Here is a 25061-nt window from a genome sequence, read left to right as displayed (position 1 = left end):
TTATTTGGAAGACGTGCCACTCTCCAATATACTAACGATAGAAAACAGCGTAAAGCAAATAGCTCCGAGACCTACCAAAACACGTGCCGGAATGAAATAATCAGCATGTATAGTGGCAAGCTCGAATACAAAAGCCGCCAGAAACAGACAAGTTAATGCCGTTAATACCGGAATCATAGGAATACGGTTGGCTAATTTGAATTCTTGCCTCCATATCTTAGCCAGCAGGATTACTTTGCTGGAAATACTGTAACATACCAACCCCAATCCGAGCATAATATATCCGGTGGTACCGTTTGCACTTCCGGAATCTGCCAAAATCACGAATAATCCCCATACAAAAGAGATAGATCCCATTAATAAAACCAGTTTCGGCCATTTATTCCGTTCTTTTTCTGAATAATCATTACGTATCTGGCGTGCTATGGTAGCTACCAACGCAATCAAACTGGTACAAATACATGCCAGACCGACCATTACATGCCCCGCCACAAAATAAGCAGGATGAGAATGACTGTTGCCTAATAATACAAATGCCCATATCCATGCGATCAGCGAAACGATGATGGCAACAATGACCAATGCCCGTCTCTGATTAAGGGAAAAAGCTCCTTCCGGAACTTCATTACTTGTCGCTTTTGAATTTCTCGGAATTAAAGAGAATCGGGTAGAAGAGGTGGCGGCGGTAGCTACACAAGTGGTAATAAATCCAACGCCGGTGATAACGTGTCCTGCAACAAATGCAGAGGTGGAAGTGGCATTACTGAAAATGCAGATACCTCCAATAATAGTAATGATGGCTGCCAGATAGCCTATAATCGGCAAAACATATTTGGCCGATTTATTATAAGTATGTATGATTTGCCGGATGATAGTGGCAGCCGTGCAAAACAGTGCAATGCATATCATACCGAGTGAAAACACAACAGGACCGGCCACAACACGACTCCCGTCATCTCCATAACCATAAATAAACGCTCCGTATCCGAAGCAAAAAATAGCCATCGCCAAAGGGATTGCTCTGAATAAAATGCTAATACCGTAATTCATAAGTTAAAGTGCTTTTAGGTTTCCCACTAAAACAAGGAGATACCTGTTTTGTTTAGGCTGTAGGCGGTTTATAATTGTTAACTTCACACGAATCCGATTAAAAGTCCTAGCTTTTTGCTCAACTAAACAAATGTTTTTGTAAATTTGCACCCTTAAAAATGGGGATACCCCTCAAATTGTAAATTGTAAATAGTAAAATCGTAGACAGCTATGGGTAAGAGATTTACTGAATATTCGCAGTTTGACCTTTCGCAGGTGAACAAAGATGTGCTGAAGAAATGGGACGAGAACCAGGTTTTCGCCAAGAGTATGACAGAACGTGATGGCTGTCCTTCGTTCGTGTTTTTCGAAGGACCTCCCTCGGCTAATGGTATGCCGGGTATTCACCATGTAATGGCTCGTACCATTAAGGACATTTTCTGTCGCTACAAAACGATGAAGGGTTATCAGGTGAAGCGTAAAGCCGGATGGGATACGCACGGACTGCCTGTGGAACTAAGTGTAGAAAAGGCATTAGGTATCACAAAAGAAGATATTGGTAAGAAAATCTCTGTTGCCGACTACAATGCGGCTTGTCGGAAAGACGTGATGAAATATACCAAGGAGTGGGAAGACCTGACTCATCGGATGGGATATTGGGTGGATATGAAGCACCCTTATATCACGTATGATAATCGCTATATTGAAACATTATGGTGGCTATTGAAGCAACTGCATAAAAAAGGATTGTTGTATAAAGGATATACGATCCAACCGTATTCACCGGCTGCAGGAACAGGATTGAGCTCACATGAGTTGAATCAACCGGGCTGTTATCGGGACGTAAAAGATACAACAGCCGTTGCCCAATTTAAAATGAAGAATCCTAAACCGGAAATGACGGAATGGGGAACTCCTTATTTTATCGCCTGGACAACTACTCCATGGACATTGCCTTCAAATACGGCTCTTTGTGTGGGACCCAAAATTGACTATGTGGCTGTACAGTCTTACAACGCTTATACCGGAGAACCTATCACGGTTGTTCTGGCAAAAGCTTTATTGAATGTACACTTCAATGCAAAAGCTGCTGATCTGAAATTGGAGGACTACAAAGCTGGAGATAAACTTGTACCATTTAAAGTGATTGCCGAATATAAAGGTACTGATCTTGTCGGTATGGAATATGAGCAGTTGATTCCTTGGGTGAAACCGGTTGAGGTATCCGAAGATGGCAACTGGAAGCCTAGTGATAAGGCTTTCCGTGTAATACCGGGTGATTATGTTACTACAGAAGATGGTACAGGTATTGTTCACATTGCACCTACATTTGGTGCAGACGATGCGAATGTGGCACGTGCTGCAGGAATCCCGTCACTTTTCATGATTAATAAGAAAGGCGAAACTCGTCCGATGGTGGATCTGACTGGTAAATTCTATCTGTTGGATGAACTGGATGAGAATTTCGTAAAAGAATGTGTTGATGTAGATAAATATAAAGAATATCAGGGTGCATGGGTGAAAAATGCTTATGATCCTCAATTTATGGTGGATGGCAAATACGATGAGAAAGCTGCGCAGGCTGCCGAATCGTTGGATATTGTCATTGCCATGATGATGAAAGCAGACAACAAGGCTTTCAAGATAGAAAAGCATGTCCACAACTATCCGCACTGCTGGCGTACAGACAAACCGGTGCTTTATTATCCGTTGGATAGCTGGTTTATCCGTTCTACCGCTTGCAAGGAGCGAATGATGGAATTGAATAAAACCATCAACTGGAAACCGGAATCTACCGGAACCGGCCGTTTCGGCAAGTGGCTGGAAAATCTGAATGACTGGAACCTTAGCCGTTCTCGTTATTGGGGGACTCCATTACCTATCTGGCGTACAGAAGATAATACGGATGAGATATGCATCGAATCTGTAGAAGAACTTTATAATGAAATCGAGAAATCGGTAGCTGCCGGATTTATGAAATCCAATCCATACAAGGATAAAGGTTTCGTGCCGGGTCAATATTCGGAAGAAAATTATGATAAGATTGATCTTCACCGTCCTTATGTAGACGACGTCATATTGGTATCGAAAGACGGCAAACCGATGAAGCGTGAATCAGACTTGATTGATGTATGGTTCGATTCGGGTGCTATGCCATACGCGCAGATCCATTATCCGTTCGAAAATAAAGAACTGTTGGATAACCGTCAGGTATATCCGGCTGACTTTATCGCGGAAGGAGTAGACCAGACACGTGGTTGGTTCTTTACCTTGCATGCTATCGCTACGATGGTATTTGACAGTGTGTCCTATAAAGCTGTTATTTCTAACGGTCTGGTGCTCGATAAGAACGGTAACAAGATGTCTAAACGTTTGAATAACGCTGTCGATCCGTTTACTACAATTGAAAAGTATGGTTCCGACCCGTTGCGTTGGTACATGATTACCAATTCTTCTCCGTGGGATAACCTGAAATTTGACGTTGAAGGAGTGGAAGAGGTTCGCCGTAAATTCTTCGGTACCTTATATAATACGTATTCATTCTTTGCGCTTTATGCGAATGTAGACGGATTTGAGTATAAAGAAGCGGATGTACCGATGGCAGAACGTCCGGAGATCGACCGTTGGATCTTGTCTGTATTGAATACATTAATAAAGGAGGTAGATACATGCTATAATGAATATGAACCGACAAAGGCAGGACGTTTGATTTCTGATTTTGTGAATGATAATTTGTCCAACTGGTATGTTCGCCTGAATCGTAAACGTTTCTGGGGTGGTGAATTTACACAGGATAAATTGTCTGCTTATCAGACATTGTACACTTGTCTCGAAACAGTTGCCAAACTGATGGCTCCTGTATCTCCGTTCTATGCAGACCGCCTGTATACTGACTTGATTACAGCAACAGGACGCGACAATGTAGTTTCTGTCCATCTTGCCGAATTCCCGAAATATCAGGAAGAAATGATAGACAAGGAACTGGAAGCCCGCATGCAAATGGCACAGGATGTTACATCTATGGTGTTGGCATTGCGCCGCAAGGTGAATATCAAGGTACGCCAACCGCTGCAATGTATCATGGTTCCGGTGGTAGATGAAGAGCAGAAAGCTCATATCGAAGCTGTGAAGAACCTGATTATGAATGAAGTGAACGTAAAAGAAGTCAGATTCGTTGATGGTGCAGCCGGTGTATTGGTGAAAAAAGTGAAATGTGACTTTAAAAAGCTAGGCCCGAAATTTGGCAAGCAAATGAAAGCAGTAGCTGCTGCTGTTGCAGAAATGTCACAGGAAGCCATCGGTGAATTGGAGAAAAACGGAAAGTATACATTAAACCTGGATGGTGCGGAGGCTGTTATTGAAGCATCAGATGTCGAGATCTTTAGTGAAGATATTCCGGGATGGCTGGTTGCCAATGAAGGCAAACTGACAGTAGCGCTTGAAGTGACCATTACCGAAGAACTGCGTCGCGAGGGTATTGCCCGTGAACTGGTGAACCGTATTCAGAATATACGTAAGTCAAGCGGTTTCGAGATTACAGACAAAATAAAAATAACTATCTCGAAAAATACGCAAACAGATGATGCGGTAAATGAATATAATACTTATATTTGTAACCAGGTTTTAGGCACATCTCTTGAACTTGTAGATGAAGTGAAAGACGGAACAATGCTGGAGTTTGACGACTTCTCATTGTTTGTGAACGTGATAAAAGACTAATACTATATTGATTAACCTTTTAAAATTGTAAAGTTATGGCAGAAAAGACTAGATATTCGGATGCGGAACTCGAGGAATTCCGTGCCATTATTATGGAGAAACTGGAATTGGCACAACGTGACTATGAACAGTTGAAGAAAAGTTTGATGGGACTGGACGGTAATGATACCGACGATACATCTCCTACGTATAAAGTATTGGAAGAAGGAGCTAATACGCTCTCCAAGGAAGAAACGACCCGACTGGCACAACGTCAGCTGAAGTTTATCCAAGGATTACAAGCTGCTTTGGTACGTATTGAGAATAAAACGTACGGCATTTGCCGTGAAACCGGAAAGTTGATTCCGGCAGAACGTCTGCGTGCTGTTCCTCATGCTACATTAAGCATTGAAGCAAAGAACAGTGGTAAAAAATAACAGATAGCAAGTAGGCTACAGGTAACGAGCTACAAGTAGCTGCGCAAAGTTTACGCACGGCACTTGTAGCTCGTTATGTTTAACTTATAATAAACACATGAAGAAACTATTCACGAAGGGGAGAATTGCCCTTCTCGTTATCTTTTCCGTATTGATTATTGACCAGATCATCAAGGTCTGGATTAAAACTCACATGTACTGGCACGAAAGTATACGTGTGACCGATTGGTTTTATATCTATTTCACCGAAAACAACGGGATGGCTTTCGGTATGGAAATCTTCGGCAAGTTATTCCTGACAACATTCCGCATTGTTGCGGTAGCATTGATAGGGTGGTATCTCTATAAAATCATAAAGAAAGGGTTCAAAACAGGTTATATCGTCTGTGTGGCTCTTATTCTGACCGGTGCTTTGGGGAATATCATAGATAGCGTGTTCTATGGAGTTATTTTCAATGAAAGCACTCATTCGCAGATTGCCAGTTTCATGCCCGAAGGTGGTGGATATTCTACCTGGTTTTACGGAAAAGTGGTGGATATGTTTTACTTTCCGATTATAGATACAAACTGGCCTACATGGATGCCGTTTGTGGGTGGAGAGCATTTTATATTCTTTAGTCCGATCTTTAATTTTGCGGATGCCGCTATCAGTTGCGGTATCATTGCCTTGTTACTCTTTTATAGTAAATATTTGAATGAGTCTTATCATTCGCTGGATAAAGATAAAAAGGAAGCTACGGATCATGAAAAATAGATTTCGGTTTCATCTGTGTCTCATCTGCATGTTCGTTTTTGCGGTAGCCGGGTGTAAAGTGAAAAGACCCAGTGATGTAATCTCGGAATCGAAGATGGAGAATTTGCTGTATGATTATCATGTGGCAAAGTCTATGGGAGATAATTTGCCTTATAGTGAGAACTATAAGAAAGCATTGTATATCAACGCCGTTTTCAAGAAATACGGGACTACACAAGCTGCATTTGACTCATCCATGGTTTGGTATACCCGTAACACAGAGATTTTATCGAAAATTTATGATAAGGTGAAAAAACGCTTGAAAGACGAACAGGAACTTGTTGGCGACCTGATAGCCAAGCGTGATAAGAAACCGAAAATGACTAAGCAGGGTGATAGCATCGATGTCTGGCCGTGGCAGCGTATGGTACGTTTGACCGGTGAAATGATGGATAATCAATATGTATTTACTTTGCCGACCGACTCTAACTACAAAGACCGGGATACACTGGTATGGGAAGTGCGGTATCGTTTCCTGGAGCCGATGCTTGCCGACTCTTTAAGAGGTGTCACTATGGCTATGCAGGTGATTTATGAGAAAGATACGATCAATCATTGGAAAACGGTGACTGAACCGGGTGTGCAACAAATTCGTTTGTTTGCAGACACATTAGGTTCGATGAAAGAAATAAAAGGGTTCATTTATTATCCGATGGATAGCCAGGAAAAAGGCGGGGCAGTATTGGCCGACCGCTTCATGATGACTCGTTATCATTGTACGGATACGCTCGCATTTGCCGTACGCGATTCTTTGAATAAGATAGAAGCATTGAAAGCGGATTCTTTGAAGAAGATAGCTACTAAAGAAAATGCCGACTCTTTACATAAGGTCATAGACAAGAATAAAGATGACATTCAGCGTCTGACACCGGAAGAGATGAACCGTCGTCGTACGGGAACTCATCGTGAGAAGAAGCCGGAGCAGATTCAGGTGGAACAGCATATCCAAAAGGAACGGATAGAGCAAAGAAAAGAACGCCAGATGAATCAACGCAGGCAGCAACAACAAAGACGTTCAAACAACTGATTGTAATGAAACGCTTTGCTTCTCATTATTTGCTGATACCTGCCGTCGGATATATGAAGCAGCAGGTAGTGGAGATCACTGACGAAGGAGTTGTCCGAGGTGTGTTCCCATTGACCGAAGAGATTGAATCGGTTGAATGGATGCCGGGAGTGATTGTGCTGCTTTCTGAAAGTCAGATGGAAGAAATAAAAAACACTGGGATGATTTTAAAAAACATCCCAGTGTTTCAAATTAATCTTCCCAGTGCCAGTGTTTCGCATCAATCTTCCCAATGTTTTAATGAGTATCTGCAGGAAGCAGAAAAGAAGGGGGAAGCTTTATTTCCTTATTTATTTTATCCTTTTGATTTTACTTCCATGCAGCCTGTCGACGGAACTCGGCACAGATTACTGCGGTAGCAATGGCTACATTCAGAGACTCGGATGTCTCTTGGCCTGCCGGATAATTGGGGATATATAATTTTCTATTGATTAATGTGGCTACCTCTTTCCCTATGCCATTCCCTTCATTTCCCATTACGATCAATCCATTGGCAGACAATGGTTGTTCATACATGTTTTTTCCATCCAGGAACGTACCGAACACAGGAGTATCTCCGAGCGACCGGATAAAATCGGGGAGGGAAGTATAATGTACTTTCACCCGTGCAATTCCACCCATAGTGGCTTGTATGGTCTTAGGGTTATATACATCTACCGTATTCTGCGAGCAGATAATATGTTCGATGCCAAACCAGTCGGCCAAACGGATAATGGTACCTAGATTTCCGGGATCCTGCACATCGTCCAATGCAAGGCAAAGTGATGAACGAACTGCCTCCGGATCCAAAGTATATTGTGGTTGTTCGAAAATAGCAAGTACTTGTTGGGGAGTTTTCAATAAACTGGCCCGTGAAAGATCTTCCTGTGAAACTTCTACCAGTTCATTTGCGTCAATACCCGGATGCTCCTGAAACCAGGAGGGAGTGGCTGCTAAAAAACGACAGGGAAAATGTCCGAGTAAATCACCTACCAATTTAGGACCTTCAGCCAGAAATACCCGCTCTTCTTTACGTATTTTCTTCAGTTCCAGCGAGTGGATATACTTTATTTTGTTTTTACTTAATGATGCCATAGATTTGATATTCTTTTGCAAAGCTATAAAGATATTTCCAATCTATCCTTACTTTCCTCTCTTTTTCTTAAATTATTTTCCCCGTCGGAAAATATAATTTATCTTTGTAAGCGCATTTTTCATACTATCGATGTAAAACCGTATGAGGAGAAATTTTCTTTATTTGCTTGCTTCTGCTGCTGTCTTGTCACTTGCTTCGTGTACTACCACTAAGTTTGTGCCGGATGGATCTTATTTGCTGGATGAAGTCAAAATTCGTACGGACCAAAAAAATATACGGCCTTCTTCCTTGCGCATGTATGTTCGCCAAAATCCTAATGCCAAGTGGTTCAGTCTGATAAAGACCCAACTTTATGTATATAATCTGTCGGGGCGTGATTCGACCAAATGGGGAAACAAATTTTTAAGAAGGATAGGGGATGCTCCTGTAATATATAGCGAGGACGAAGCGAAACGCTCTGAAGAAGAGATCACTAAGGCTGTGCACAATATGGGATATATGGCGGCAACCGTGAAGCGTTCGACTAAAATAAAAAAGAAAAAGATTAAGCTGTATTATGATGTAACGACCGGCAAACCCTACGTTGTTCAATCTATCAAATATGATATTTATGATCCTAAAATAGCCTCTCTTCTCAAACAGGATTCTGCCAGAAGCTTGTTGAAGGAAGGAATGTATTTGGATGTGAATGTATTGGATGCGGACAGACAACGTATCACGAATAAGTTGCTTCGGAATGGCTATTATAAATTTAATAAGGATTATATCGGATATACGGCCGATACGGTTCGTAATACTTATAATGTAGATCTGACTCAACATTTGCAGATGTATAAAGCGCATGCGAGTGATTCGGCAAGGGCACATCAGCAATATTGGATCAATAAGATTAATTTTATTACGGATTATGACGTTTTGCAGTCTTCTGCCTTGAGCAGTGTGGATATTAATGATTCGGTTCATTATAAGGGATATCCGATTTACTATAAGGATAAGCTCTATTTACGTCCTAAAGTGCTTACGGATAACCTCCGGTTTGCTTCCGGCGATTTGTTTAATGAGCGTGATGTGCAGCAAACTTATTCCAGTTTCGGGCGTTTGTCTGCATTGAAATATACGAATATCCGTTTTATCGAGACTCAAGTTGGAGATTCAACAATGCTCGATTGTTACGTGATGTTGACTAAGAGCAAGCATAAATCGGTATCCTTTGAGGTAGAGGGAACCAATTCTGCCGGTGACTTGGGAGCGGCAGCTTCCGTTTCTTTCCAGAATAGGAATCTCTTTCGCGGGTCGGAAACGTTTATGATAAAATTCCGTGGAGCGTATGAGGTTATTTCCGGGCTTCAGGCAGGCTATTCAAATAATAACTATACGGAGTATGGAGTGGAAACGAGTATCAACTTTCCTAATTTCCTGTTCCCATTCATTTCCTCTGATTTTAAACGGAAAATCAGGGCTACAACAGAGTTTGGTTTACAGTATAATTATCAGTTGCGACCGGAGTTCTTGCGTACGATGGCTTCTGCTAACTGGAGTTACAAGTGGACACAACGTCAGAAGATACAACACCGTATTGATTTGATAAATATTGCTTTCCTTTATTTGCCCCGTATCTCTGAAAGGTTTAAAGAAGACTATATAAATAAAGGACAGAACCATATATTCCAGTATAATTATCAGGATCGACTGATTATAAATATGGGATATAGCTATAATTATAATAGCGTGGGAGGATCGATTATCAATAATACGATTGCTTCTAATTCATACTCCATCCGTTTTAATTTCGAATCGGCGGGAAATGTAATGTATGCTCTGTCAAAGGCTGCAAACATTCGGAAGAACAGTAATGGTGAATACGCTATTCTGGGAATTCCTTATGCTCAATATCTGAAAGGGGAGTTTGATTTTGCTAAGAATATCAGAATCGATTATCGTAACTCTTTTGCGTTTCATGCTGGTGTGGGAATAGCTGTACCTTATGGAAATGCGAAGACTATTCCGTTTGAGAAACAATATTTCTCTGGTGGAGCCAATAGTGTCCGCGGATGGAGTGTTCGCGATTTGGGACCGGGCTCTTTTGCAGGAAATGGGAATTTGCTCGATCAATCCGGAGATATTAAACTGGATGCCAGTATTGAATACCGAAGCAAGTTATTCTGGAAGTTTCAGGGGGCGGTATTTATTGATGCTGGTAATATCTGGACCATCCGGAGTTATGCCAATCAACCGGGAGGGGTTTTCAAGTTTGATAGGTTTTATAAGCAAATAGCAGTGGCCTACGGATTAGGTCTCCGCCTGGATTTGGATTTCTTTATTTTGCGTTTTGACGGAGGTATGAAAGCTGTCAATCCTGCCTATGAAACGAGGAAAGAGCATTTCCCCATCATTCATCCTAAATTCAGTCGTGACTTTGCTTTCCATTTTGCTGTGGGATATCCTTTCTAATCAGCCATTTATTATTTACTCTTACTAATTCGAGCGTATCTTGCAGGGAACTTACGTATTCCATTTTTCCTCCGATGGGATGAATGACGAATGCATTTTTGATTTGGCAGACAACCGACGCTTCTTCTAAATTAGCATCTATCTCACTTGAAATAACAGAAACTTTTGCAGCGCCTCGTGTCTTAAGTTGCTCCAGATGGGGTTGCCCGACATTAGATGCTAAGAAACTAAGATAAGATTGAGAAGAAGGCGTGCTCCATTCTTTGGCGACCGGATAATTGAAATTATAAAAGGCTTCACAAAAATCTATGGCTGTCTGTTCTATTTGAGTTTGAGGAGTCTGTTGCTGACAAGATAGACAGGTGAAGATTAGAACAGAATAGATAAGTGTATGTAGTTTATTCATAGTACAAAAGATTCTTGATAGAAGAAGATAAGATTGAAAAAGGAGATGAAACTCCTATATGATGTTTCATCTCCTTCGTATTTGTTTTTATTTTTAGCGGGCGGCAAACATAAAATTGCTCATTGTAGCCTGGCGTGCTGCCAGCATGCCTTGAGCATCCAGCGTTACATTCATCTTTTCGCCATTTGGCAAGAACAAATCAGCAGTGCCATCATTGTTCATTTTTACTAATTCAGCGCTTTCACCGTTTGCAACGACATTCCATGTGTTGGCTTCTTTGTTGTAGATCAGGTCCATTGAAGCAGTTTCGCCCTCTTTAGTAATGGAATATCCATTCTCAAGAGTTTTCACCATGTAGTTGCCGTTTTCTCCTTTTACTTTCTTTACGTCACCTACATTAGCCATCGGATTGGAGCCACTCCAGAATTCGATTGAGTTGATAACTAAAGCATCAGCCAGGTAAGCTACACCATAAACCGGAACAATGTTGAAAGCAAGGAATACGAGTTCGTTTACAAACTTGTTTCCAACTGATTGATTCCAGGAAGACAGGCGGTTGAATAAACCAAATGATCCTACACAAGAACTGAATAATAAGCTACCACTAAGTACTACTGCGACTAAAGTCAGTTTTCCTCTTTTCATGTTAAAATGTTTTTGATTAATAAAAAATATTGATAATTTCTCTCTTATGTGTATGCAAATATAATATTTTTTAATTAATCGGGGCTGTTATTTCTAATTTTTGTATACTCTTGACTTCCGCCGTGACAATTCGTTTCCTATGATATGGTCTATTGAAAATTTACCGGGACCGGCAATATACATCAATATAAATACAACTAAATAGATGAAAGCTAGCTCTTTAACCGCAAATACGTCATTAGCATGAACAACAAAGAAGGCTACTATCATTGTGAAAATCATCGGGATCATTGCCAAGCGATACAGGAATCCGATGATAAATGCCATCGAACATACGAGTTCGCCAAAAATTGCTAATCCGAGAGATAGGGGACTTCCTATTCCAAGCGGATCAGGAAATACTGCTGACATCTCCTGGAAGTTACTCCATTTCTGGATACCGTGGTTCATTAATAATATACCGAAGATGATCCGGACAGCCAATAGCAACAAAGATACTTTCGTTGTATTCGATTTTGTGGGAAATAAAAAACTATAAATCATAAGTTGTTCTATTTTTAAGTTTATATCTATTTATATAAACATAAAAAATATTGAATTTGTTCTCTATTGATAGCAAAATTTGTTTGGACCTTATTCCTTATTTAAAACATAATGGTCTGCAAGTTCTCCGGTTATTTCTTGTTTATCCATTGTTAGTTTGCGTAAATGATTTTCTTCTACTTTATAATAAGAAAGTTCTCCGCCTTCTTCATTAAGAGTCAATAGGTTGTCTTTTAAAGTATATGTACCTTTTTCGTCAAATGAGCTGTCTCTATCGATATATACGGAATGGAGGCTGAATGTTTTGTCCGGATTTAATGTCAGGGTTGTTTCAATACCCGGACAATCGGCAGCGGGGAAAACTCCTTTATAAGTTCCTTCGTAATCAAGTGAATTTTCCGCATTATGGATATCGGTTACTTCGATTGAAGTACTGTCTGCACCGGCACTCTTGTTTGTTTTCGCGCTATTGTTGCATGCTGCCAAAAGAGCACATGAACATACTAAAATGAAAATTTTCTTCATAATTATTGTTTCTATTAGTTAGTCTAATTGAGTATATTGGACGTAAAGGTATAAATTTAAAATGGAATCTTTATAGTAAAAAGAAACGAACAACTTTATTTATGAATAAATAAACTTTGTATCTTTGCGGAAAATTCTAAAGATATGGCACAACATACTTATGACAATGAAGCTGTTCAGGAATTATTGAACTGGGCAAAAAAGATGATTGAGACAAAGAATTATCCAACAGAAAGATATCAGGTCAATAAATGTACTACCATTATTGATGGTAAATCGTATTTGGAATCTTTGATTGCAATGATTTCCAGAAACTGGGAGAATCCGACTTTTCATCCCACTATTGAGCAATTATGGGAGTTTAGGGAAAAGTGGGAAAATAAAGAAGCGTAGCAAATTGCGATTCAATGTTGAATGATAAATCATTTATGAATATAGAAATGCACTCTAATCATGTCAGATAAGAGTGCATTTCTATTTTATTAGTTTGATATTTATCAGCTTCCTAAAAAGGCAGCCATCTTTTCTTCTTTTTCAGGGATGTTTTTTCTTCTTCTCCGTTTTGGCTATAGATATCTGCAAACGTCTTTTTCTCTTTAATCATTTCGTAAATGACTCCCCAGTCTGGTAAACCACCCAGATTTCGATCGTCAATGAACATGTCGGCTTTCAACTTTCGAGAGAATCCCTGATGGCCTTTCTGCTCTTCAGGATAATCCTTATTAACGGCATAAAATTCTAAACCTCTGGCTTTACACCATTCGACAGCTTCGTCCAGAAGTGCTCCTTCACGCACACTCCACAGTATTAAACGATGCTTTTCTTGTTGCAATAACTTCAATGTGTCAACAGCGAATGGAATCTCTTCACCAATGCGTGGATAACGATGTTCTACAATCGTTCCGTCAAAATCAACAGCTATAATCATAGTTTTTAATTACCTAATTTGGAACAAAGATACGGACAGTAAGCCAAAAAAACGTATCTTTGTCTCAAATTAACATTTTAATAAAAATATAAATACATGAACAATTCCCCTCAGCGTGCTGCTAAAGGCTTTACGAGAGCATTTTGGGTCAGCAACACAGTCGAACTGTTTGAGCGTATGGCATATTATGCCGTTTTTATCGTTCTCACTATTTATCTATCTTCCATTTTAGGTTTTAATGATTTCGAAGCAAGTATGATTTCCGGGCTTTTTTCCGGTGGATTGTATCTGCTTCCTATTTTTTCCGGTGCTTATGCTGACAAGATCGGTTTCCGGAAATCAATGATTATAGCATTTTCCTTATTATCCATCGGATATTTAGGGTTGGGTGTACTGCCCACTTTACTGGAAGCTGCCGGTTTGGTTAGTTATGGTGCCACTACTCAATTTAATGGTTTGCCTGATAGCTATACCCGGTGGATCATCGTGCCGGTTTTGTTTGTACTTATGGTGGGAGGTTCTTTCATTAAGTCCATTATCTCCGCTTCTGTGGCTAAAGAAACAACGGAAGCAACCCGTGCCCGTGGTTATTCCATATTTTATATGATGGTAAATGTGGGTGCTTTCACCGGTAAAACGATTATCGATCCTTTGCGTAATGTCATTGGTGAACAAGCGTATATCTATATTAATTATTTCTCCGGTGCGATGACAATAGTTGCTTTACTTGCTGTTATTCTTCTTTATAAATCGACGCATACGGCAGGTGAAGGAAAAAGTCTCCATGAGATTGGACAGGGATTTATGCGAATCATCACAAACTGGCGTTTATTGATTCTTATTTTGATTGTTACAGGTTTCTGGATGGTGCAACAGCAGCTTTATGCCACTATGCCTAAATATGTGATTCGTATGGCTGGAGAGACGGCAAAACCGGGTTGGATTGCCAACGTGAATCCGTTTGTGGTGGTTTGCTGCGTTAGTTTTATCACCCGTTTGATGGCCAAACGCAGTGCGATTACTTCGATGAATGTGGGAATGTTTTTGATTCCTATTTCGGCATTACTGATGGCATGTGGAAATTTGTTGGGTAATGATCTTATTACAGGTATGAGCAATATTACTCTGATGATGATTGCGGGTATAGTTGTGCAGGCGCTTGCCGAATGTTTCATTTCACCGCGTTATCTGGAATATTTCTCTTTACAGGCTCCGAAAGGAGAAGAAGGAATGTATTTAGGATTCAGTCATTTACATTCATTCCTTTCTTCTATTTTCGGTTTTGGTCTGGCGGGAATTTTGCTCACTAAATATTGTCCGGATCCGGCTTTGTTCGAGACGCGGGAAGCATGGGAGGCAGCTAGTGGAAATGCCCATTATATATGGTATTACTTTGCTGCTATAGGCCTGATTGCCGCTGTAGCGCTACTATTATTTGCAAAAATCACCGAATCCATCGACAAAAAGAAGGAGGCTTCTCGGTAATTCTCTGCTTTTTTATGTATATTTGCCGTCACTTTGCTGTAAAAGTTGACGGCATTTTGCATTTTAATAAAGAGGATAAAACATGAAAGTAAAATTTATAAGCCTGGCGAGTGGCAGTAGCGGGAACTGTTATTATCTGGGCACTGAAACCTATGGGATACTGATAGATGCCGGAATCGGCATACGTACTATCAAAAAATCACTGAAAGATTATAATATCTTGATGGATAGTATTCGTGCGGTATTTATAACGCACGATCATGCTGACCATATTAAAGCAGTGGGTAATCTGGGAGAAAAAATGAATATTCCTGTTTATACAACCGCACGTATTCATGCTGGAATTAATCGTAGCTATTGTATGACGGAGAAACTTAGCTCGTCAGTTCGTTATCTGGAAAAGCAAGAGCCTATGACGCTGGAAGATTTTCACATCGAATCTTTTGAAGTGCCACACGATGGAACGGACAATGTGGGGTATTGCATTGAAATTGATGGCAAAGTCTTTTCTTTCTTAACCGACCTTGGAGAGATTACTCCTACAGCTGCTCATTATATCAGTAAAGCCCATTATCTGATACTTGAAGCCAACTACGATGAGGAAATGCTCAAAATGGGGCCTTATCCTCAATATCTGAAAGAACGGATTGCAAGTAAAACCGGACACATGAGTAACTCTGATACTGCAGAGTTTCTGGCGGAAAATATTACTGAACATTTGCGATATATCTGGTTATGCCATTTAAGTAAAGACAATAATCACCCGGAGCTGGCTTATAAAACGGTGGAATGGAAATTAAAGAACAAAGGTGTTATTGTAGGCAAAGATGTGCAACTACTTGCTTTAAAGCGAAATACGCCTTCCGAGCTTTATGTGTTCGAATAAAGACGAAAAAAGATAGTAAAAAAGCTGCATGATTGTTTGGTCAAATAAAATAAAAGACCTACTTTTGCAACCGCAAACGAGGAATTAAGCACTCTTAGCTCAGTTGGTAGAGCAACTGACTCTTAATCAGTGGGTCCAGGGTTCGAATCCCTGAGGGTGTACAAATTCGACGTTGCAATAAAAATAAAATGTTGCACTCTTAGCTCAGCTGGTAGAGCAATTGACTCTTAATCAATGGGTCCAGGGTTCGAGTCCCTGAGGGTGTACAAAGATTATTAAAAGGAGAACTTAAAAGGTTCTCCTTTTTTGTTAAGAGCTTTTTGGGGTGTTACTGTTCAGCTGTAGGAATAAAAAATACCGCTACTCAAAGCTATATTCGACTTTGGTAGCGGTTTTTTTATAGTGTAACTACTATCTATTAGAACTTGAAGAAGTTCTTGGCATTGTTGTAGCTGATATCTTCAATCATTTGGTTTACACGCTCCATTTCAGATACCGGAATTTCTCCGTTTTCTACGTCACGTCCTACCAGGTTACACAATGTACGGCGGAAATATTCATGACGCGGGTAGGATAGGAATGAACGAGAGTCGGTCAACATACCTACGAAGCGGCTCAAAAGACCGAGTACTGACAAAGCATTCATTTGTTTTTCCATACCATCCTTTTGATCGAGGAACCACCATCCGGAACCAAATTGGATTTTTCCCGGGATAGAACCATCCTGGAAGTTACCCAGCATTGTTGCAATTACTTCGTTGGCGCATGGGTTCAAGTTGTAGAGGATTGTTTTAGTCAATTTGCCATTAGTGTTCAGGCGATCAAGGAATTTAGCCATTGCTTTGGCGGTTGTAAATTCACCGATAGAATCGAAACCTGTATCAGCACCCAGTAATTTAAACATCTTCGTGTTATTGTTACGAATAGCGCCGTAATGGAATTGTTGAGTCCATCCTTTTTCCCAGTCCATTTCACCGAAGATCACAAGCATTGCCGATTTGAATTTCAGAATTTCTTCCTTGGTCAATTCTGCGCCACCATATACCTTATTAAAGATGGCTTTGATTTCAGCATCTGTATAATCTTCTGCGTAGAATTCTTCAATACCATGGTCAGACAGACGGCAGCCTTGTTCTGCGAAGAAGTCATGACGTTTGCGTAAAGCAGCGATCATATCATCAAAGTTGGAGATGATAACACCACTTACCTCTGCCAGTTTTTCTACATAACTGCGGAAATCTGCAGGGACTTCTACAGCCATAGCCTTATCAGGACGCCATGTTGGTAACATCTTGATTTCAAATCCGCTTTCGCGTGTTTTGATATGATATTCCAATGAATCGATAGGATCATCCGTTGTGCAAACGGCTTCTACATGATAACGACGCATCATTCCACGAGCTGAATATTCGGGTTGAGACAGTTTCTCGTTACATTCATCGTAAATTTCACGTGCGGTTTGTGGATTCAATATTTTATTGATACCAAATGCCGTTTTCAGTTCAAGGTGAGTCCAGTGGTACAATGGGTTGCGGAAAGTGTAAGGTACTGTTTCCGCCCATTTTTCAAATTTTTCCCAGTCTGTGGTATCTTTTCCCGTACAGAAACGTTCGTCTACACCGTTTGTACGCATTGCACGCCATTTGTAGTGGTCACCGCCCAACCAGATTTCAGTCAGTGATTTAAACTTGTAGTCGTCAGCTACCATTTGAGGGATAAGGTGACAGTGATAGTCGATGATCGGCATTTTAGCCGCATGCTCGTGATACAACTTTTGCGCAGTTTCTGTTTGCAGCAAGAAGTTTTCGTCCATGAAGTTCTTCATTATTACTGTGTTTTAAGTATATAAAATTATTACTTTCTATATTTATACCTATATAGTATTGATTTTAAAGCTAATAGGCGTAAATCTTGTTTTAGTTTTATTAACCGTTATCGAACACAAAAATAGAAAATTTACTTGGAGTAACAAAATAATTCGTATATTTGCAGCGATTATTTATAATATTTAAGTTTTAGCACTATGGAGGACCAGAACTATACCATTAAAGACATTGCCCGTATGGCCGGTGTTTCCGCCGGAACGGTTGACAGGGTGTTGCACAATCGCGGTGACGTGTCTCCCAAAAGCAAAGCCAAAGTACAAAAGGTGTTGGATGAGATTCATTATCAGCCCAATGTGTTTGCTATCGGTTTGGCTGCTAAAAAGAAATATTCTTTCCTCTGTTTGATACCTTATTATATAGAGCATGATTATTGGCATTCGGTAGTAGGGGGGATTGAGCGTGTCCGGCAAGAATTACGTCCTTTTAATGTGAGTATAGATTATTTGTGCTATCACCATGGGGATGAGAAGAGTTATCAGGAAGCCTGCCTTTCTATAAAAGAAAAGAATGTGGATGCGGTATTGATTTCTCCGAATTTTCGGGAAGAGACACTGGCGCTGACAGCCTATTTACAGGAAAATAAGATTGCTTATGCTTTTGTCGATTTCAATATGGAAGAAGCGAAAGCGTTGACGTATATCGGGCAGGATTCATATAAGAGCGGATATATCGCAGCGAAAATATTGATGCGCAATTATTCGGCAGGAGAAGGCCAGGAGTTGGTTTTGTTTTTAAGTAACAATAAAGATAATCCGGCTGAAATACAGATGCAACGCCGTTTGGATGGTTTTATGAGTTACATTGCCGAAGAATATAATAACTTGGTAATCCATGAGGTAGTACTTAATAAATCCGATCAGGAAAGTAACCAACAGACATTGGATGAGTTTTTTCAGGCGCATCCGAAGGCTTTACTGGGAGTTGTATTTAATTCCAGAGTGTATCAGTTGGGAGAGTATCTTCGTCATGCGGGACGTAGCATGAAAGGACTGATAGGATATGACCTTCTGAAAGCAAACGTAGATTTATTAAAATCCGGTGATGTGCATTATTTAATCGGGCAACGTCCGGGTTTGCAAGGATATTGTGGGGTGAAGGCTTTGTGCGATCATGTCGTGTTTAAGAAGTCTGTTGAACCTGTAAAATACATGCCTATTGATATCCTGATAAAGGAAAACATTGATTTTTATTTTGAATTTGTATAATATCAACTTTATAAATTACAACTAACATGAAAGCATTAAACAAAGAAACTGCTCCTAAAACACAACGTCCGGAGCGTATTATCCAATTTGGCGAAGGTAACTTTTTGCGTGCATTTGTAGATTGGATTATTTATAACATGAACCAGAAAGCTGATTTCAACAGCAGTGTAGTAGTGGTTCAACCGATTGATAAAGGTATGGTCGATATGCTGAATGCACAGGATGATCTTTATCATGTAAACCTTCAAGGATTGGATAAAGGAGAGGCTGTTAACAGCTTGACAATGATTGATGTAATCAGCCGCGCTTTAAACCCATATACTCAAAATGACGAGTTTATGAAGTTGGCAGAGCAACCTGAAATGCGTTTTGTTATTTCAAACACTACAGAGGCTGGTATTGCTTTTGATCCGGCTTGTAAACTTGAGGATGCTCCTGCTTCATCTTATCCGGGTAAGCTGACTCAATTACTCTATCATCGTTTTAAAACATTCAATGGTGATAAGACAAAAGGTTTGATTATTTTCCCTTGCGAGCTTATTTTCCTGAATGGTCATAAGTTGAAAGAAACAATTTATCAATATATTGAATTGTGGAACCTGGGTAATGAGTTTAAAACTTGGTTTGAAGAAGCTTGTGGTGTATATGCAACATTGGTAGACCGTATTGTTCCGGGATTCCCGCGCAAGGATATTGCTGCTATCAAAGAAAAACTGCAATATGATGATAATCTGGTTGTTCAGGCTGAAGTTTTCCATTTGTGGGTTATTGAAGCTCCGCAGGAAGTTGCAAAAGAGTTCCCGGCTGACAAGGCAGGCTTGAATGTATTGTTTGTACCGTCAGAGGCTCCTTATCACGAACGTAAGGTTACTTTGTTGAATGGCCCGCATACTGTTCTTTCTCCGGTTGCCTATCTCTCGGGAGTGAATATTGTACGTGATGCTTGCCAGCACGAAGTGATTGGCAAATATATCCACAAGGTAATGTTTGACGAACTGATGGAAACTTTGAACTTGCCGAAGGATGAGTTGGAGAAATTTGCAAATGATGTATTGGAACGCTTCAACAATCCGTTCGTGGATCATGCAGTAACCAGCATCATGCTGAATTCTTTCCCTAAATACGAAACTCGTGATTTGCCGGGATTGAAGACTTATCTGGAACGTAAAGGTGAACTTCCTAAAGGACTGGTACTTGGTTTAGCCGCTATCATTACTTATTATAAAGGTGGTGTACGTGCTGATGGTGCTGAAATTGTTCCGAATGATGCTCCTGAAATCATGAACCTGCTGAAAGAACTTTGGGCAACAGGTTGCACAAAGAAAGTTGCCGAAGGTGTTCTGGCTGCAGATTTTATCTGGGGAGAAGATTTGAATAAGATCCCGGGATTGACAGAAGCCGTAAAAGCTGATTTGGATTCTATCCAGGAAAAAGGAATGCTTGAGACCGTTAAAGGTATTCTGTAATTAGAAGACTAAATAAAAAATAGCGCCACTGTTCTCTGAACAAGTGGCGCTATTTTTTATTATCAAGTTATTTATTATTCTTGTTCAGCCGTATGCAAAATAAATGTAGTAGCTCCAATTGTCACAATAGCGCCATCTTCAATACGTACACGGTCTTTATCTCCCAGAATTTCATTCATAAGGAAAGTACCTGTGAGACTAGGAGCATCTCGTAATGTGTAGACTAGCTTTCCTTGCTTATTACGCTTTATATTGATGATGCAATGGCGTCGATCCATGCTCATATCACCACTTTCAATGGGAGTATTAATGTTTGTTCCTACACAACGGCGGCCTATGACATTGTCACCTTCCTGCAAGGGAAGTAACTGTTTAAAACCAAATACATTTTCGATAACAGTGATATATCCGAACTCTTCTTTATGAGATTCAGCTTCTTCTTCCAGGTTTTCTTCCTTTCTAAGAGCCTTAACTTTACTTTTTCCTAACCGGATACTGAATTGCTTGCCACAATGTTCGCATTCAAATACCAGTGATTGGCCTTCACTATACTTGGTTTCATCAAAATAAAGATAATTCTCACATTTAGGACAAAGAACTCGTTTCATGCTTTTTAAAAGGGATTTTTATTTAGCCAGTAACCAGGCATTCTTATAAGTTTCGTTTTTTCTTAGCTCAAGTAATTGCTTGGTCGCTTCATCACGGTTGTTAAATGAACTGATACTGACACGTACTTTACCATCAGTGTTCAGAGCTTTTGCATCTGCAAATCCTTTTGATTTTAATTGGTTCGCAATAACTTCTGCATCTTTCAGGCTGATTCCTCCTGCCACAATGATATGAAAAGGATGATTTGCACTTTCTTGAGATTTCACCGCAGGAGCAGGAGTCGCTGTTTCCTGTTTTACCACTTTCACTTCTCTTACTGCGATCGGTTTGGAAGTCTTGGCTTTATCCGTTGTATGCTTTTTAGCAGATGAAGTTTTGGTTGAAGCAGAAGAAGCAGAAAGCTTCTTTGCTTGTTGCGCAACATCGTTCTTAACATAAACAGGAGTTACTGCAACCGATTGCTTTTCTATTTGCTCAAAAAGCTCGCTGGGCAATAACTGTGCATAATTGTTCTTTTGAACGTCGGTATTCTCTACCGGAGTTGAAAAGGCAAAGAACAGTACGATGGCAGCAATCATTGCTGCAGCATTGCGGAGATACGCGCGGTTGATACTAATTTCAAAAGTCTTCTTTTCCTTTTCCTGATAAGTCGGTACCAATACTTTTTCTTTCTGCTGCAGAGCCGAAAGTTCATGTATTTTAAAAGAGTCGAGACCATACAATGAAGGAGTTGTTATCTTATAATCATAAGGAACGAACTCGTAGTTACCATAAATGTTATAATGAATCTCGCCTATATTATCCAGATGGGCTTTCCCTTCCTCATGAAGGAGACCGATAAATTCGTTTACTTCTTTTTCTACTATACGGCTGGCGTCAGCAAAACTTGTGTCGTATGCTGACATATAAGATTGCACCAGTACGCCGTCATTCAGTTTTAATTGAGGATTAAAACCGATTATACGGGTAGGAGGTAAAAATATATTTTCTTCCTTTACGCGGGTTGCGGGCGAATAATGTGCTACAAAACCACCAAATCCCGGAACAATGACGCAGTCGTTTTCCAGTAGTAAAGTCTCTATATGTTGTGCCAATTCAATCATGTCTGCAAAATTAAGAGATAAATTGAATATATCCCAGAAAACTTCGAAAAATTCACTACTTTTGCATCGTTTTATTTATCACTATCAATAATGAACTATATACAGACAGAAATAGACGGAGTATGGCTGATCGAGCCTAGAGTTTTCTCCGATGAACGGGGCTATTTTATGGAAGCCTATAAGAAAGAAGAGTTTGAAGCCAATATTGGTCCCGTAAACTTTATACAGGACAACGAGTCGAAATCATCTTTTGGTGTATTGCGTGGATTGCACTATCAAAAAGGAGAACATAGTCAGGCGAAACTGGTTCGTGTTCTTAAAGGAGAAGTGCTCGACGTTGCCGTTGATTTGCGTAAATCATCGCCTACGTTTGGAAAGCATGTTTGTGTATTGCTTAGTGAAGAAAACAAGAGACAATTTTTTATTCCCCGTGGTTTTGCTCATGGCTTTGCTGTCTTGAGTGAAGAAGCTGTTTTTACATATAAGGTAGATAACAAGTATGCTCCGCAGGCAGAAGCCTCTATTTTATATAATGACGAAGCATTGGGGATCGACTGGCCGTTGGCAGAGTCGCAAATGTTATTATCTGCGAAAGACAGAGAGGGAACTGCTTTCAAGGACGCCGTTTATTTTGAATGAATTTCTAAACAAACAATAGATTAAGTATGAAAATTGCAATCGTGGGAACAGGGTATGTGGGTCTGGTGTCAGGCACATGTTTTGCCGAAATTGGCGTGAATGTAACGTGCGTAGACACGAACAAAGAGAAAATCGAATCTTTGCAAAAGGGGAACATTCCAATTTATGAAAATGGATTGGAAGAGATGGTACTCCGTAATATGAAAGCAAAGCGATTGAAGTTTACTACCTCATTGGAAAGTTGTCTGGATGAAGTGGAAGTTATATTCAGTGCAGTTGGAACTCCTCCGGATGAAGATGGCAGCGCTGATTTGAAATACGTATTGGAGGTGGCCCGTACCATTGGTCGCAATATGAAACAGTATAAATTGGTAGTTACCAAAAGTACCGTTCCGGTAGGCACTGCCAGTAAGGTTCGTGCGGTTATTCAGGAAGAACTGGATAAGAGAGGCGTGACGGTTGATTTTGATGTGGCTTCTAATCCGGAATTCCTTAAAGAAGGAAATGCTATCAGTGACTTTATGAGCCCGGACCGCGTGGTAGTGGGAGTGGAGTCGGCACGTGCGGAGAAATTGATGTCCAAACTATATAAACCATTCTTATTGAATAATTTCCGTGTGATTTTCATGGATATTCCGTCTGCGGAAATGACTAAATATGCGGCAAATTCGATGCTGGCAACCCGTATAAGCTTTATGAATGATATTGCAAACTTGTGCGAGATTGTTGGTGCGGATGTGAATATGGTGCGTAGTGGGATAGGTTCGGATACTCGTATCGGACGTAAGTTTCTGTACCCGGGTATCGGATATGGTGGTTCCTGCTTCCCCAAAGATGTGAAGGCATTGATTAAAACAGCAGAACAGAATGGTTATACCATGCGGGTACTTACGGCTGTGGAAGAAGTGAATGAGAACCAAAAAAGCGTCTTGTTCGAAAAGTTAATGAAACAGTTTAATGGTGATTTGCAGGGTAAGACTGTTGCTTTGTGGGGATTGGCATTTAAACCGGAAACGGATGATATGCGTGAGGCTCCGGCATTAGTCCTGATCGATAAATTGCTGAAAGCAGGTTGTAAAGTACGCGCATACGATCCGGCTGCCGTGCAAGAATGTAAGCGCAGGATTGGTGATACTATCTATTATGCTTGCGATATGTATGATGCCGTACTGGATGCTGATGTGTTGATGTTGGTTACCGAATGGAAAGAATTCCGTCTGCCTTCATGGGCCGTTATCAAGAAAACGATGTCCCGGCAGATTGTGTTGGACGGACGTAATATATATGATAAAAAAGAGATGGAAGAACTCGGATTTATTTATCACTGTATTGGTAAATAAAAAAATAAGAGTATCTTTATATAAAAACTAAAATAGATGATGAAAAATGTGGCTGTATCGTTAATGGCAATCTTTTTCGCGGCATGTAGCGGCAATAAGAGTCCCCATTCTCTTCAACAAGAGAAAGAGGATCTTAGTGCAAAAGGACTACTGCAGGGAATTTGGCTGGACGATGAAACGGAGAGCCCGTTGATGCGTGTAGAAGGAGATACTATCTACTATGCAGATGTACAAAGTACTCCCATTGCATTTAAAATAATACGGGATACTCTTTATACTTATGGAAATGATACTACTTATTACAAGATTGATAAGCAGGCAGAACATATATTCTGGTTTCATTCCATAACGGATGATGTAATTAAGTTGCATAAATCCGAAGATGCCAATGATTCAATCTATTTTGTCCGTCAGGAATTAGTCATTCCGGCATATACGGAAGTAACCAAACGCGATAGTGTAGTGACCTATAATGGCACTCGCTATCGCGCATACGTATATATTAATCCTTCTAAAATGAGAGTCATCAAGACGACTTATTCCGAAGACGGGATTAGCATGGATAATGTATACTATGATAATGTGATGCACATTTGTGTGTATGAAGGTAAAAAGAGCCTGTTTGCCAGCGATGTTACCAAACAGATGTTTGACAAAGTACTTCCTGTCGATTTTCTGGAGCAATCCATCCTGTCAGATACAAAGTTTATGAAAGTAGACCGGAACGGTTTTCATTATCAAGCTGTCCTGGCCATTCCGGAAACTTCCATATATAGCATTGTAAATATGGAAGTAAGTTTTAAAGGAGATTTGACTATCACTTCATCCAAATAAAAAAGCACCAT

The 25061-nt window shown here is 40.2% G+C and carries 24 protein-coding genes and 2 tRNA genes; 16 read left to right on the top strand and 10 right to left on the bottom strand.

Annotated features, from left to right (window positions below; genetic code table 11):
- Positions 1–1050 (bottom strand): DUF2776 domain-containing protein, encoded by a 1050-nt coding sequence (locus Bovatus_RS04030; RefSeq protein WP_004295881.1) that lies wholly within the window; start codon positions 1048–1050, stop codon positions 1–3.
- A gap of 210 nt (positions 1051–1260) precedes the next feature.
- On the opposite strand from Bovatus_RS04030, the gene ileS reads away from it, so the two are divergent.
- The 5 genes from ileS to Bovatus_RS04005 all read left to right on the top strand — a co-directional run bounded on the left by ileS (position 1261) and on the right by Bovatus_RS04005 (position 7383).
- The gene (gene ileS, locus Bovatus_RS04025; protein ID WP_004295882.1) at positions 1261–4749 is read left to right on the top strand and encodes an isoleucine--tRNA ligase; all 3489 of its coding nucleotides are present in this window, start codon (positions 1261–1263) and stop codon (positions 4747–4749) included.
- Between the two features lie 35 nt (positions 4750–4784).
- The gene (locus tag Bovatus_RS04020; RefSeq protein WP_004295883.1) at positions 4785–5165 is read left to right on the top strand and encodes a TraR/DksA family transcriptional regulator; all 381 of its coding nucleotides are present in this window, start codon (positions 4785–4787) and stop codon (positions 5163–5165) included.
- Positions 5166–5262: 97 nt separating this feature from the next.
- Positions 5263–5919: a lipoprotein signal peptidase gene (locus Bovatus_RS04015; protein ID WP_004295884.1), complete on the top strand. Its 657-nt coding sequence runs from the start codon at positions 5263–5265 to the stop codon at positions 5917–5919.
- The gene (locus Bovatus_RS04010) at positions 5909–6985 is read left to right on the top strand and encodes a DUF4296 domain-containing protein (protein WP_004295885.1); all 1077 of its coding nucleotides are present in this window, start codon (positions 5909–5911) and stop codon (positions 6983–6985) included. Before Bovatus_RS04015 ends, Bovatus_RS04010 begins: the two co-directional genes overlap by 11 nt.
- Before the next feature lie 5 nt (positions 6986–6990).
- The gene (locus tag Bovatus_RS04005) at positions 6991–7383 is read left to right on the top strand and encodes a hypothetical protein (RefSeq protein WP_004295886.1); all 393 of its coding nucleotides are present in this window, start codon (positions 6991–6993) and stop codon (positions 7381–7383) included.
- On the opposite strand, the gene Bovatus_RS04000 is transcribed toward Bovatus_RS04005, so the two are convergent.
- Positions 7334–8098, bottom strand: a complete 765-nt coding sequence (locus Bovatus_RS04000) for a TrmH family RNA methyltransferase (RefSeq protein WP_004295887.1) — start codon at positions 8096–8098, stop codon at positions 7334–7336. The genes Bovatus_RS04005 and Bovatus_RS04000 overlap by 50 nt on opposite strands.
- Before the next feature lie 142 nt (positions 8099–8240).
- Here Bovatus_RS04000 and tamL point away from each other — a divergent pair, with 142 nt between their 5' ends.
- The gene (gene tamL, locus Bovatus_RS03995; RefSeq protein WP_004295889.1) at positions 8241–10550 is read left to right on the top strand and encodes a translocation and assembly module lipoprotein TamL; all 2310 of its coding nucleotides are present in this window, start codon (positions 8241–8243) and stop codon (positions 10548–10550) included.
- Here tamL and Bovatus_RS03990 read toward each other — a convergent pair.
- The 4 genes from Bovatus_RS03990 to Bovatus_RS03975 form a co-directional block, all read right to left on the bottom strand.
- Positions 10504–10956, bottom strand: a complete 453-nt coding sequence (locus tag Bovatus_RS03990) for a hypothetical protein (protein ID WP_004295890.1) — start codon at positions 10954–10956, stop codon at positions 10504–10506. The genes tamL and Bovatus_RS03990 overlap by 47 nt on opposite strands.
- 93 nt (positions 10957–11049) lie before the next feature.
- Entirely contained in the window at positions 11050–11601 is a 552-nt protein-coding gene (locus Bovatus_RS03985; RefSeq protein ID WP_004295891.1) for a DUF3332 domain-containing protein, read from the bottom strand.
- 93 nt (positions 11602–11694) lie between these two features.
- On the bottom strand, positions 11695–12144 hold the full coding sequence (locus tag Bovatus_RS03980) for a DoxX family protein (protein ID WP_004295892.1): 450 nt from the start codon (positions 12142–12144) through the stop codon (positions 11695–11697).
- Between the two features lie 90 nt (positions 12145–12234).
- Positions 12235–12669, bottom strand: coding sequence for a copper resistance protein NlpE (locus tag Bovatus_RS03975; protein WP_004295893.1), 435 nt, complete (start codon positions 12667–12669; stop codon positions 12235–12237).
- A 144-nt stretch (positions 12670–12813) separates the two neighbouring features.
- Between Bovatus_RS03975 and Bovatus_RS03970 the strand changes: the two genes are divergently transcribed.
- Positions 12814–13062, top strand: a complete 249-nt coding sequence (locus Bovatus_RS03970; protein WP_004295894.1) for a DUF6965 family protein — start codon at positions 12814–12816, stop codon at positions 13060–13062.
- Positions 13063–13174: 112 nt separating this feature from the next.
- On the opposite strand, the gene Bovatus_RS03965 is transcribed toward Bovatus_RS03970, so the two are convergent.
- The gene (locus Bovatus_RS03965; protein WP_004295895.1) at positions 13175–13597 is read right to left on the bottom strand and encodes a BT0820 family HAD-type phosphatase; all 423 of its coding nucleotides are present in this window, start codon (positions 13595–13597) and stop codon (positions 13175–13177) included.
- A gap of 96 nt (positions 13598–13693) precedes the next feature.
- Here Bovatus_RS03965 and Bovatus_RS03960 point away from each other — a divergent pair, with 96 nt between their 5' ends.
- The 4 genes from Bovatus_RS03960 (at position 13694) to Bovatus_RS03945 (ending at position 16234) form a co-directional block, all read left to right on the top strand.
- Positions 13694–15082, top strand: a complete 1389-nt coding sequence (locus Bovatus_RS03960) for a peptide MFS transporter (protein ID WP_004295896.1) — start codon at positions 13694–13696, stop codon at positions 15080–15082.
- An 82-nt stretch (positions 15083–15164) separates the two neighbouring features.
- Entirely contained in the window at positions 15165–15968 is an 804-nt protein-coding gene (locus tag Bovatus_RS03955) for an MBL fold metallo-hydrolase (RefSeq protein WP_004295897.1), read from the top strand.
- 88 nt (positions 15969–16056) lie between these two features.
- A tRNA-Lys gene (locus tag Bovatus_RS03950) sits at positions 16057–16129 on the top strand.
- 32 nt (positions 16130–16161) lie between these two features.
- Positions 16162–16234: transfer RNA gene (locus Bovatus_RS03945), tRNA-Lys, on the top strand.
- Between the two features lie 152 nt (positions 16235–16386).
- Here Bovatus_RS03945 and uxaC read toward each other — a convergent pair.
- Entirely contained in the window at positions 16387–17793 is a 1407-nt protein-coding gene (gene uxaC / locus Bovatus_RS03940; protein ID WP_004295898.1) for a glucuronate isomerase, read from the bottom strand.
- A 198-nt stretch (positions 17794–17991) separates the two neighbouring features.
- On the opposite strand from uxaC, the gene Bovatus_RS03935 reads away from it, so the two are divergent.
- A complete protein-coding gene (locus Bovatus_RS03935) occupies positions 17992–19059 on the top strand; it encodes a LacI family DNA-binding transcriptional regulator (RefSeq protein ID WP_004295899.1) in 1068 nt (355 codons plus the stop codon).
- 26 nt (positions 19060–19085) lie between these two features.
- A complete protein-coding gene (locus tag Bovatus_RS03930) occupies positions 19086–20525 on the top strand; it encodes a tagaturonate reductase (RefSeq protein WP_004295900.1) in 1440 nt (479 codons plus the stop codon).
- Between the two features lie 74 nt (positions 20526–20599).
- Here Bovatus_RS03930 and Bovatus_RS03925 read toward each other — a convergent pair whose 3' ends face one another.
- A complete protein-coding gene (locus Bovatus_RS03925; protein WP_004295901.1) occupies positions 20600–21133 on the bottom strand; it encodes an FHA domain-containing protein in 534 nt (177 codons plus the stop codon).
- An 18-nt stretch (positions 21134–21151) separates the two neighbouring features.
- Entirely contained in the window at positions 21152–22237 is a 1086-nt protein-coding gene (locus Bovatus_RS03920; RefSeq protein ID WP_004295902.1) for an HU domain-containing protein, read from the bottom strand.
- A 90-nt stretch (positions 22238–22327) separates the two neighbouring features.
- On the opposite strand from Bovatus_RS03920, the gene rfbC reads away from it, so the two are divergent.
- From rfbC to Bovatus_RS03905, 3 genes are read left to right on the top strand one after another with little or no spacing between them, the layout of a single operon-like run.
- The gene (gene rfbC / locus Bovatus_RS03915; protein ID WP_004295903.1) at positions 22328–22876 is read left to right on the top strand and encodes a dTDP-4-dehydrorhamnose 3,5-epimerase; all 549 of its coding nucleotides are present in this window, start codon (positions 22328–22330) and stop codon (positions 22874–22876) included.
- Between the two features lie 26 nt (positions 22877–22902).
- Positions 22903–24216, top strand: coding sequence for a UDP-glucose dehydrogenase family protein (locus Bovatus_RS03910; protein WP_004295904.1), 1314 nt, complete (start codon positions 22903–22905; stop codon positions 24214–24216).
- Positions 24217–24252: 36 nt separating this feature from the next.
- Positions 24253–25050, top strand: coding sequence for a DUF4738 domain-containing protein (locus tag Bovatus_RS03905; protein ID WP_004295905.1), 798 nt, complete (start codon positions 24253–24255; stop codon positions 25048–25050).
- Positions 25051–25061: the final 11 nt, after the last annotated feature.

The organism is Bacteroides ovatus, from assembly GCF_001314995.1.
Taxonomy (GTDB): Bacteria; Bacteroidota; Bacteroidia; order Bacteroidales; family Bacteroidaceae; genus Bacteroides; species Bacteroides ovatus.
Note: the sequence above shows the minus strand (reverse complement) of the source record. Positions and strands in the feature narration are given on the sequence as shown.